A 12905-nucleotide genomic window follows, 5' to 3' on the forward strand; every position below is an offset into this window, starting at 1 on the left:
TTGGCCTGGCGGTAACCCTGTTGGAGTTCCTCAATGCAAAGAGTGTTCGGTGATGGTAATTCGTCTTGGCATTACCTCGATGCTGTACTCTCCACTTTTCTTATAAGTGATTAGACGGACATGATATTAGGCGGGATTCCTCTTGCCTTAAAAGGATAAGCAATGTCGCTTATGAGTATGAGAATTGGGCGTTGCTGATTCTGGGTATGATTCCGCCTAGGGCGTGTTTTCAAAGTTTTCCGCAAGATTGAGATCCCCCCCAGCCCCCCTTAAAAAAGGGGGGAGCCATACTCAAAGTCCCCCTTATTAAGGGGGATTTAGGGGGATCGCTTTGTCCTCATCACTATGAGAATTGCTATAACTATCCCTCAATAATATCTGTCAGCAAAAGATTCAAGTTTTCCACCGTTAACAAAGGCAAGTTAGGATTCTCGGTACTACTCACATTTTCTGGATTGGAAAACAGACTAAAACTAAACAGATATCGTCCCCTGGTTTGATTGGGGTTTTTCTGAGTCTGCCAATTGTCAATTTCCCGGGCAATATTTGTCCGCAGTTGTTGAGTCACTGCTAACATATCCGTGGAATCCCCAGACTTTTGAACCGTAAATCGAGGAGTTAGTATAACGGGTAAGGAAGCTAACAATTCTTCGTCATTAGTGTTGCTAGCTAAAGCAAAGGCATACTGACAGCTAATCCGAATATCATAAGGACGGTTAATGATAGCTGGCAGCAAGACTTTGAATAACTCTTCGAGATGCTCTGTCAAGGTTTTACTTCTGGAATCGCCCAGGTCTGCAATATCCCAACGCTTATCATTAACTATTAGAGGAGTAATCCGATTCTTAAACCGGACTTCAGGAGTCTGGAAGATGAAAGCAGCATTGGTTTCCCGGCCATCAATCAAATTCTTATTGCGGGCGAGACGGATAGCACCCCAGGCATTTTGATAGTCCAACACATCCAAATTAGTTACAGTCACCTTACGATCTGGTAATGCGGACTCTCCAAAGGTTTCTACCCCAGTTGCATCAAGCAATTTGGTGAAATCATACTCAATTGTCGTGTAAGGTACTGTGGGGGAGTTAGTGGTTACATCGTTTTGCCTGGTATCATTTAACTCATACCCTGGTAACTCAATATCTAAGACTTGTTGATCAGCAACGGGAAGATTGTTAGTGGGAGTGATGATAACCGTTTTGGTTTCTTGGTCAGCAGATAGGTTTTCATCAATATTGTAGTGAACTGTCTGGCGAGATGCCTGTGCGATCGCAATCGGTTGCCAAATTTGCCATGACCTAGCCACGTCTTCTGCTAGAGTCGCAAAGGCATTGAGGGCAGAGGTAACCGTAGTCTGGTTGTCATCGGTTAACCCTGTTTCCAAAGCTTTGAGATCACTGGCTAGGGTTGGATATAGATTGTTAAACCGCACCAGGGTATCCAACAGTGGATCAATAGTATTAGTCGTATCGATAATTGTTCCAACACCCACTGGATCCGCAATCTCTGCATTAACTGCATTACTCAGCACAAGGGTAAAGGTTTCATTATTTTCAACAACATCATCGCTGTTGACTGTCACCTCAATTTCTTTGGTGGTTTCACCGGTCGCAAATTCCAGAGTGCCGCTAGTTTCAGCGTAATCTTGCCCTGCTTTTGCGGTTCCATCCTGGGTTTGATAATTAACAGTAACAGTCTGTTCAGAGGGAGGAGATAAGGTAACAGTGAAAACTGCAAATGTTTCGTCTTGATTTTCTTCGGGTTCTTTCAAAGAGACATCATCAATGGTTAATTTAGAGGAACCATTGTATTCAATCCGGCATTCAATGGTATCTTGAGCCACATCGGGATGTTCATAGAGGAAAACATAATTCCAGTCTCGAATATCCTCAGCACTGAGAATCTCACCAGCAAAGCTGTCGGGGTCAGGAATTGCTGTATGGGAAATCAGAGAAGGAGGAAGGGGAAAATCCCGCAAAGGAATGGGAATTTGAACATCTCCAATTTGATTAGGCTCATCGTTGAGAGGTTGAATAAAATTGAGCCAAGAGGAGGTGGAATTAGTAGTATTAATCTTGTATTCCAACTCATTAACCTGATAGTTCAGATTAACCGCAATATCTTCGTAACGCTGAGGAGTTTGGGTATTGAAGAAGAAGGTCAGCGTAGACTTACCATTGTTGGCATCGCTCAGGGAAATTTTAGCTGGAGATAAGGTGAAATCTATCGATTGAAGCAGAGCTTGCTTTTCTGTGTCAGAACTAGTGGAGTTGGGTGTACTTTCAAGATTGGTGTAATAAGCCCCGCTCATCACTGGTTGCCCAGATAAACGAGGAATATCTTGACCAGACCATTGATAGCCATCAGCGATCGCTACATCCACGTTATATTGAACAATGGTTTCAATGTCGTAAGCATCTGCTAAATTTGTCAGCAATTCCTTTTGGAGTGCTGCCACTGCTAAGGTTTGGCGAGTAGTATACTCTGGGGAACTTGTATCCACAGAAGTATCCAATACATGGGTCACATTGTTACTAATCGAATCTGCCAAACTTGCTTTGACATTTAAAATCCGCCCAAGCTCACCCTTTAAGGTGGTATCATTCACTGCAGGGATAGCTGTTTCCGGTTTCAGGATATCTTCAATAGCACGTAAATACTTACGGGCTAAACCATTCAGGTCTACCGCATCCACTCGCACGGTTTCTGTTGAGGTTTGGTCAAGTCCATTCTGTTGGGTGTAGCTGTAAAGGTTTACTTCCCCTGACATTAAGGTATTGCTCAAAGGCGCAGCGGAAAAGAAGTAGGGGAAAGCCTCTTTGATATCGTAACTAATCCCGGTATCCCCCAGATGAACTGCCCACAGGGTATCGCTGTTTTGAGGATTAGCATTATCAATATTCCCAGCATTCCTCCCCACTGCTAGCTTTAAGTTAGGTAGTGCTTGCTCAAATGCCTTGGCAAAGGGGTCAAGGGAGGCCAGGCGTTCACTAAACTCAGCATTTTGATCATCTGAGGAGCTGGTCAGCACAACGGTTTTGGGGGCAAAATAGGCTGATACTACCTCAGCTTCAGGCACAAAGCCGGAATGCATCAAATCCTTGTTGCGCCGCATTTCCAGCTGTACGGTGACCGAGAATAGTAAATCCGTGGGATACAGAAGACTATTATTGTTATCTCGGATAGTGAGATCAACCGTTGTGCTAGCTACTGCTGGGGGAACAATCCAATTCTGTAAGGGCTCAATCAGACCCGATTCATTTTGGAGCGCTTGTCCTACTTCTGCTACAGTCAGGGGGCGTTGCGAACGCTTTTCTAACAGATCCACCGCTGTTTTCAGACAACTGAGGTCATACATGCGATGAATAATGTCCAATGATGTCTGTAAGGTGTCGATCAATACCTGATCATCGGGTTGACCATGGGCAGTTTCGATATTAGCGATCGCGTAGCGTGACCTTTGGTCAATCGCATTCAGGACATCATCTTCTTGGGTATCAGATTCGCTATAAACCGTTGATGGCTCGAATTGGGGTTTAAGGTTACCTTGAGCATCCAGCAGTGTTGCTTTCAAGATACTCAAGGAAGATTCACTATCACTGGGATCAAGTAAAGCACGTAACGCAATTCGATTTGCCCCTTCTAAGTTGTCCAGTTGCTCATAAATAGCATTCACCGCCCCAATGCTTTGCTGGGCTTGACTGGCTTCGGCATCAATAGTATTTTTGAAGTTAACCAGGGTTTGCGCCCATCGAGAGGTGAGGGTGTAGAAGGTTTCATCGGTTCCGGTCTCGATAGTTTGACTGATGAAAGCCGCTAACCGTTCTAAGTCACTATTTACCGTATCGTCACTGTTGTAACTAATCTTAGTCAGGGATGCCAAAACCGGACGGACATCGATAGCAGTATTGCCACTCAAGAGTCCGGCCAGGGTTTGGTTAGCGATCGCTACTGCTGCTGGGGTAATTTCCGTTCCCATGGTACTGGTTAAGGTACTCAGGGATGTGGTTTGAGCTGTGGATTGTACCACTGCTAGAGAGTCAGCGTTCTGTGCAGAAGAGGTATCCAGGGTAAAGCGATCCGGAATGTAAAGGGTTGCCCCGGACTCTAAGGCTAAACTGGGAGTTTGAAGGGCAATATCCCCTGCTGTGGTTTGATCGGTAATAATTTGACTATCATGGGCAGCAGCAATAGCAATCATTTGGTCAAAGCTATCCCCACTGGTGACAGTGTAGTTAAACAGCACGTCAGCCAGGATTACATCCTCCGTACCAAATAACCCAGTCATATCGCTGACACCAGCAGCAACCACAGCTAATTGACTAGCGATCGCAGACTCAGTCAGAATATCACTGATATTGCCCACCGCTTGTACCGTTTCCAACACCGTGCGATGAAGGTTGGTTTGTAGATGAAGCTGCTGAGTTAGGTAAGCAATGGTGTTCTGTTCCGGCAGAATTGCCTCAGCAATGGTATAGTCTAGGGCACCCACTTCAGCAACCATGCTGGATTTCAGCACATCGATAGAGCGAACATCAGTAGTGGCGATAAACTGGTTAAGGGCAATGTGATATAGACTATCCTGAGCCTGGATGGTGTAATCAAGGCTACTATCGGGCATTGTTATGGTTATTGTCGAACCTGCCACCAGTAAATCCTGGCGTTGGGCATTGGCAAGAATAACCGTTTCAACAGTTTCTATCCTAGAGGTATTGGGGAATGCCGCTACGATCGCACTCCAGGTCTTGTCAGTAATAATCTTGATGTCTACATTAAACGGAGTTGGTGTTGCTTCATCTTTCTTGGTCACCGTGACCGTTAATGTTGTGTCCGTGGGGAAAATTTCCAGATCACGAATGGCCTCAACCACGTCCTGGGATGCTGCTAACAGACGGTCTCGAAGACTGCCCAAAGTTTCGCCATCCTGGGTTGTGCTATCCAAGGCTGAAACCGTAACCCCTGCAAGCAATACCGTCGATTCATTCTCTGCAATAATCTCATTGATCCGGTCAGTCAGGATCTGGTCAAACTCCAGATCCAGGTCAGCATTTTCCAGCTGCAATACCCCATAGGCAATTTCTTCTAGGGTGGCGTTTAGGGTAACGTAATTGTTGACGTGGGGTGCTTCTAGACCCTTGATCAGGACACCATTGGTTAAAGTTTGGGTCGTATCTAACCCTTGAGCAATGGTTTGTAGGATGATTTCGATCAGGTGGTCTTCCTCTAGGGCGAGTTGTGCGATCGCAATTGACTCGAAGGTATCCCCATCTTGAACGGTATAGCTTACGAAATGATTAGCGGTATCGGTGTAAGAAATAATCCCACCAACTGCTAATAAATCCGCCGTTTTTGCATATTTGGTGACAATTTCCTCAACTTTGTCACTTTGAATGCCGTAATCTTTGTTGAGCTTAGTTGCGATCGCATTTAAGTTGTTGCTTGGCTCAACCCGAATACCTACAGGAATCTGAATATTTTGAGGACTGGTGAAAATACCACTGACTGCAGTATTACTATCCCCTAAATCTCCAATATCACAACCATACTGATTAGCAACGGATTCCAGGTTTTCACTGTTAGCAGCCACTGTATAGGTAAATTGCTGCAGATATTCCAACGTGACCAAATACTTATAAACATTATCCACAAAGCCCGTGAAGGCCGCACGCTGGCTATCAGTCAACTCCTGGTCACCGCTGGGAATCACCGATGTACTCACCGTAAAGGTTAAGTTCGAGTCATGAACCTGATAGTAAATTTGTTGATAGGTGGCGCGGTCAGTTTTAATCTGATCCAGTACCTCAGTGAAAAGATTCCCAGGAGTGGGAATATATTTAGATTGGTCTAACACCAACTCCAGAATCAAATTAGCAGTCTTATCATCCTTGCTGGTAATCCTATAGCTTTCACCCACCGAGGGCCATTGATTAATACCTAAAATCGGGTCAAAATAACCTAATTTTTGGCTAATACCTTCCGCAAAGTTCCCATCGCTTCCTAAACGATTGCCATAGATATCTTGCCAGCGAAAATCCAACGTAAAGGTATCTCCAATGCCGTAATAGGGATTGAGGGTATCCTTGAGAATTTCCGGTAATGCTTGGGATGGTGTGTTGGCTGCGGTAGTTAAAGCATAAACCGGCAAGACTTTTTCATAGACCCATGTTGTATTATCCTCATCTTCTTCAATCGGTCCGATCGGTAGACGGTCTTGCCCGGTTTCAAAGTCAGCTGCTGTACTGGGCACCTGATAACTCAAAAGCTGATAGAGGTTTTGAATCTCATCGGTCGCAGTATCATTGTCTTGAGCTTCAATGGCAGTACGGGTAAGTCTAAAACCAAGATTTCCCGCCGGAATCCTCAACACATTAGTTGTTTCACTACTGGTGGCAAAAATTTCGCTGACACCATTGAGTGTACTACTCTGGGGATGACCAGATGGAATATTAAGGCAGTTGTTATAGCTAGCGGCAGTACTGCTAAAGGTCATTAACACAGTTACCTGAGCCGTGTCCCCATCAGCAAACAGAGAATCTGGTAAGCCCTTTTGTTCATCATTTTCGGTATAGCTATAGTTGAGGTAATAGCCTTCACTATTTACAACAGTGCTTTCCTGTACCAGTCTTAATAATGGTAGGAAAGTTGCATCATTACCTGTCTCTAGTTTCACCGTAGGATTATCCCCAGAATCTAGGGATAAATTCGTCTTCAGCATCAAGACTTCAGCACTAGCATTACGGGTCAGAACTTTCGAGTCACCACTGTCATCCAAATACAACAAGGTCAAGGTTGTAGGAGTTACGTTTGCGGTCAGAATATTTTGCAGCAATTGCCGACTAGCGGTTTCAATCCGTTCAATAGCGTATACGGTCGGCAAAAATCCGCTCCCATCTGAGGTGGAGACTTGGCGGATTTCCAATGTTAATTTAGTTGCCCAAGTATATCCTGGGTCAATCTCCGCAGTATTTAAGGTTTCCCCATCTTGAACTGGCTGCTGATTGTAGAGAAGGGTTAAGCTTGTCTGGTCAGACTTAGACTTGAGATAATCACATAAACCGGAAGGAAGTTCCCACAGCAGATTGTTACTAGTTGCTGCATTGATAGATTCATTCCAGTAAGTTTTTTGGCGAATAGTGTATTGCTGGTTAGTGGGATTGTAAAGCCCTACCACTGTTGGAATATTTGGAGACGTTGTGGGCAAAATTCCACTGGTTGCTGCTGCATCAAGCTGCTTAATCGTCTCAATGGTGTTGTAGGGAGCAGTATCCGGGAAAGGGTAATTGAGTTCAGGGGTTAAGGTTGCACTATCGCTGTTCTCGCTTGGATCATCAATTAGTCGAATCCAAGTCAACATATCCGGTTTGGATAACCGAATTTCATTGGGGGTAATCGTTACGGTCTCACTATCCCCTTGTGTTGCGGGAGGGGTGCGGGTGACTGTGACGGTAAATTGTTGTCCTGTAGCAAGATAAGCAGCTTGTTGTCCATTAACGGTTGTAGTGCTACCTGTAAAGGTGGGGATTCGCAATCCATGCAACAAGAATCGTGAGGTCATTCCCGCTAAGGATTGGAATGACTCACCACCATTGAAATTATTTAATAAAGTGCCTAGGGTAATCGTACCATTGGCATCAACCCCATCTTTTTTATCCCTAACATGATCGATGCCAAGCTGCACCGCAGAACGAATAATTAAGGTGAAGTAGTCAATAAATAAAAGTTCAGCGATCGCTAAACTTCCAGATGCATCATTGGTCGGTAATTGTCCCAGAACTTCTTCTGTGCTCTGGTTATGGTTATAGTTGAGGGATTGGAAATAGGTTTGAATCGCCTTGATTTGATCAGGAGAATATTTCGTACTATCAAAATCAACGGTATTGAGAACAGTATCAGCACCATCCTTGAGTTCCATCTCAAGTTGAGGAAACATCGGGAAAATGGTACCACTAATTTCCGTATTATCGATGGGGCGGTCGGTGATATCAAATATAAAATTCCTAGACAAGAATCGAATTAGCGGTTCCCAAAAATCATCCGCAGCTTCTTCCTCTAAGTAGTTAACGAATAGGGTATAAACATCTTCTAACAATTCCAAGGTTAAGTCTTGATTATCAACATTGACAGCACTTGTGTCGATATTTAAAGCATTACGCTCACTATCTGATAAATAGGCATAAATCACCCATTTAAATAGGGCTTTAACTAACTCATCAAAGTCCGTATCATTATCATTGGTAGAGTTATCATCTAGAGGAATCGAGTTTTCCATAAACAATAACCCGATACCACTTACTTCTGTTTCGGTCTTAGTAAAGGACGGTTGAAAATAAATATCGAGGCGAAGCTTGTCGTCTTTTACAGTTTCCGTGCGCACGTCTCCGGGGAGTGCTAGCTGAATTCCCGTTGTGCCATCATCCCATCGCAATGACCGTCCACCAGATGTTTGGGTAGTGACATTTGTAGTAGTGCCAGATGTTTGGGTAGTGCCATTTGTAGTATAGGACTTACGAAGTTGAGTTGGTTTTGCCCCCCTAACCCCCCAATTTTGGGGGGGAATGATGTCAAAGTCCCCCAGAATTGGGGGATTTAGGGGGCTTTGCGTAAGTCCTGTAGTAGTGCCATTTGTACTAGTGACATTTGTAACTCTTCCTGTGCTACTAGTGCCTTGGGCTTTAGCAAAACCAAAGGAGCGATTAGCCCTAGCATTTTTCTGGATTCGATAGGGACGCACGGTTTGAGCACGGGCAGTAAATACCGGCACAGTGGCTGCCATGGCTCCCCCAGAACCAGCAGCGAGTTGCCAGGGTGGTGTGCTATCTGAACCGAGGACAAATTGCTCCCGCACGGTCAAGTTAAACTTAAATCTGATCCGGACAAAGGCAATCTTGATCGATGCTCTGACAGAAACCTTAGCCACCAGAGCCACCTGAATAGCTTTGTATACCTCCACCACAAACAGCACCGCAACTTTAACCAGGACTTCTATATCAACCTGAATCACTTTAAAGTCCACGACACCATAGATCCGACCAACAATGGCTACACCACCCTGAATCCGGTAATAGGTGGCCTTTTTCTGATTAGTATCGGTGGGATTATAGGTAGCAAACACCCCTTGCAAAAGGCCATGGATGGTAATGCTGAATTCCGCGCGCAGAGGACCTTTCTTGATAATTTTCCCCAACCCGACCTGTAAGCCAATGCCAAATTCTAATACCGGGTCAAAGGTGCCACTAACAATGTCGGGAACACTGGTAGCTGTTTCTGCACTCAGTTTATTGAAATAGAAGCCCCCTAATCCTAAAAAGATGCCCACATTAACGGCAATGGATCTGGAAAAGTCACCACCCCAAGGGAAGCCCACATCGATACCAAAGTCTCCATTGGTATAGATTTCAATGGCAACCACTGGCAGGGTAATATGAACAGCGCCAAAGTCGATATAGCGCATGGTGTCCGGTAAAACCAGCTCACTGCGATAGACCCCGACAGTATCACTAATGCGGCGATAGAGGATTTCAAATTCAAATCCAGCAAAACTCTGTACTGGGGGTCCCGACAAGCTAATGCGCAGCCCGTAGATAAAGGGATCGTTGAAAATTACACTGATCTCAATGGCACCCAAAATCACAAATTGGGCACCAATTAACCACCCACTCTCTGCACTAAACTGAATGGGCTGACCTGAAAATTGAATCGGTTGAGTGGGGTCAGAACTTACGGCTGAGGGTAAGGACTGTAGCAGAGCTGTGAGGGGATTTTGCCGCCGTTTAATGGGAGGAAGGGGTACCAAGGTTTGGCGCATCACCGTGGTGAATTGCTCAATAGTACGAGCTTGTTGCACAATTTCTGGTGCGAAGGCAACCCGTTGTCCCAAAGCCAGGAACTTCAGCTCGAAGATCGGGGCTTTAGTGCTGGGCACTTCTGGGGGATTTTCATTGACTGGGTCCCACTGAACTCGCTTTTTGGGTTGTCCAGGAATACTTAAGTCTACTGCGATCGCTATTTTTTTATTGGATGCTGTTCTAGCATTATTTTGTTGGGCACTAACCTGAGATGACTTAGTCCCAAACTGGTAAGACAGTCCCACATTGGATACCTTAGCAATCAAGACATTCAGGGTAGCCTTGTAGGAAATGGTGATGGATTTATTGGTTAGGTCTATCTCCAGACTAAACTTATCTAGCGCTATTTCTTGTTTAGCAAATTCATCCCACGGTGGGTCGAGTTCAAACTCAATAATGCTGGAGTCATAGACGCTGACAATATAGGCAATCAGGTCACCAATGGTGGGATTCTTATCCCTGACCACACTAACGCTAAACCGCAACAGTTTACGATTATTGATATTGGTGTACACTGCGCTCAACAACAGGGTACTGATTTGGAGTTGGAAAATTAACTCACCGGTAGGATTTGCCAGGGCTTGGGATGAACGACCAGAGCTAGAGGTGCTACCGGTTTGGCTAAAGGTATAGATAACCGAGAGTTGTAAGGTATCGAAAAAGGGAATAGAGGCTTTGACCGTTCCTGCGATCGCTCCTTTTAGGGTCGTAGAGGTTCCCCCTGGTTTATTACTCGACCTTTTAGTAATTTGAATCGCCGCTTGGATTTGCAGGGTTTCTTCCCCTGGCACTAAAGCAATGCCAGTATCCCAATCCATGGATCCGGTGAAGGTATAGCGGGATTCGACGATTTGGGTACTATTCTCTTGATAGCGGGTTTGTTGTAGCGCAAATGCCAAGGAAACTACTAAATCCCGCAACCCATACTCATCGAGTTTATCCTGGGAAAACCCAAAAGCTTTGATAACTTCGGTAATGCTGATATTTTGAGCAGTGGCAGAAAATCCCCACTGACTGACAATCTGGCTCCCCCCAGAATTGGTAACCTGTGACGAAAATTGATGGGCGACCTTAACCGCAAATTCGCCCCCAAATAACTCAAACAGCCCCTCAAATGAGAGTTTTCGCTGCTGGGAGAGGGATTCTGCCGTATTCTGTTGAGTGCCATTTGTTGAACCAGAAGATTTGACCGACGACACTGACAGCGCAAGCTGTTCGATGGATAAGGTTGGTCCCGAATCGAGGGTAATCGACCAGGGATTTTCAATGGCAGCCTCAAAAGAAAATGCCCCTTTATCCGGTCGCAATTCCACCGCCATTTTGGTAATGGCTAAGTTCTGAATCGAGTCTGGTGCATCTAATTCTGGAATCAGTTCTTCCAAAAGCGCCACGACATAAAGTCGCTGTCCAGCAATCATACCGCCCCGATAAACCGTTACGTTGCGGTCTTCAATTTTCTCCAGGATCAAATTGACAGTTTCACCAGCAACGGTTAGCTCGGAGATCATACCAAAGCTAACACTGGTTGTTCTTTGCACTATTGCAGTCATGGCTCGATTCAGAAAAGATTACTAGGCAAAAATGGAATTGTCGAAAGTCAGTGGTCAGTGGTCAGCATTCAGCCGTCAGCATTCAGCTATCAGCTTAAAATAAACTTTGGGAGAATTTATAGCGTTTCTCGCAGTTATGAGGTACGCTTCTCAACCTCAAAGTCCCCCTTATTAAGGGGGATTTAGGGGGATATCTTTGTACCTTATGGGATCTAGAATTGCTATAATTCAGATTAAATATTCAAAAGCTGATAGCTGACCGCTGATAGCTGATAACTGTTCGCGTAGCGTGCGCGTAGCGCATAAGCTGATCGCTATTCTTCATTACTAACTTTGAAATAGATCCCCCTTAATTTGAGGTCTAATCCATCAATTAATTTCCCGGCATCATCTTGCCATTCTGCTGATAGTCCAACAGTGTAAGCTGTCTTGTCTTTGGCTACTGTTCCATTTGTGGCAGCACCGGGTATTCTGACATGAAATTCATCCACATATAAACCTGCTTCTAGAAGGAGATTAGCAGCATTCTGTAAGACAGTTATATCGGGCAAGACATCCGGATCGATCGCTCCTTCTTTCAGTGTGCCACCTGATTGGGCAGCCTCGTCTGCGGTCACTATAAAATCAGCCTCGACACCTAGAGTCCCGATAATACTACCAAGAGAAGTGCCCACTGTACCTAAATAGACTCTCTCCCCTGCCGGAAGTTCAACTTCAATTCCCTTTTCTTTAATCTCATTAATAGCATTTTTAGGTTCTAGGGAAATTGTCTTTCCAGCCAGTTCTAGAGAAACACCAAAAAATACTTTAGTATCTGCCATCTTCTTGCTCCTTGTTAAATCTAATAAAATCAAAAAATGTCAGTAAACTTAAACCACTATCACTTGCCTATTATAACTTATAAAATTACCATTTGTTTATAAGTTATCCAGCTTAACGTCAGCTTCCGGTGGCACCACTGATTCTTCTGGAATCTTTGTTGTTGAAAGATTATCATCAGCCACAGGATTTCCATTTGCGTCCACAAAGGTTAAGCCTTTTTTAACAATGACACCATTGGGATAATCATCAGATTGGGGTACCGAAAATACGGTTACTTTAATCCCCCTCCTATCTTCAGGTTCCGGGATAGGTTGGAAGACATCAATCTTCAACTTCATTGCCAGTTCAGGAGCAACATCTTGGTTGGTTAGAAAACTGAAATCTTTAATATCAAAGGGAAAATCCTTGGCAAAGTTGAAGGGAAACTCATCATTAATTGATCCAGTAGCCGTATAACAAGGATCTGGTGATGTACCTTCCGTAACAGTAATTGGTTTTGCCCACATATCAGATAATGGATGATTGTCAGATAAGGTGATGGGCAATTCTTCAGTAATGCTATAGGTAGTCTGTACTTCCTCCATAAACGTTGGGATATCGTTAATATCTTGATAATTAGGGATTTTCTGCTCTGCCATCGTATCTCCTGTTTATCTAAATTAAATTCAACCTATTGGTTAGTGGCTTT

Annotated in this window: 4 protein-coding genes; 1 reads left to right on the top strand and 3 read right to left on the bottom strand. The window is 44.5% G+C overall.

Annotated features, from left to right (window positions below; genetic code table 11):
- Positions 1–361 precede the first annotated feature (361 nt).
- Positions 362–9805 carry a Calx-beta domain-containing protein gene (locus tag F6K46_RS27795; RefSeq protein WP_366664729.1) on the bottom strand — a complete coding sequence of 3148 codons (9444 nt, stop codon included), beginning with the start codon at positions 9803–9805 and terminating at the stop codon, positions 362–364.
- 390 nt (positions 9806–10195) lie between these two features.
- Between F6K46_RS27795 and F6K46_RS40310 the strand changes: the two genes are divergently transcribed.
- Positions 10196–10402 carry a hypothetical protein gene (locus F6K46_RS40310; protein WP_366664730.1) on the top strand — a complete coding sequence of 69 codons (207 nt, stop codon included), beginning with the start codon at positions 10196–10198 and terminating at the stop codon, positions 10400–10402.
- A 1307-nt stretch (positions 10403–11709) separates the two neighbouring features.
- Here F6K46_RS40310 and F6K46_RS27800 read toward each other — a convergent pair.
- Together F6K46_RS27800 and F6K46_RS27805 are read right to left on the bottom strand one after the other, a co-directional pair.
- Complete coding sequence (locus tag F6K46_RS27800) at positions 11710–12216, bottom strand: hypothetical protein (protein ID WP_075898501.1); 507 nt, start codon at positions 12214–12216, stop codon at positions 11710–11712.
- 96 nt (positions 12217–12312) lie between these two features.
- Entirely contained in the window at positions 12313–12855 is a 543-nt protein-coding gene (locus F6K46_RS27805; protein WP_293063280.1) for a hypothetical protein, read from the bottom strand.
- Positions 12856–12905 lie beyond the last annotated feature (50 nt).

Origin of the sequence: Moorena sp. SIO3E8 (assembly GCF_010692445.1) — a bacterium.
Taxonomy (GTDB): Bacteria; Cyanobacteriota; Cyanobacteriia; order Cyanobacteriales; family Coleofasciculaceae; genus Moorena; species Moorena bouillonii.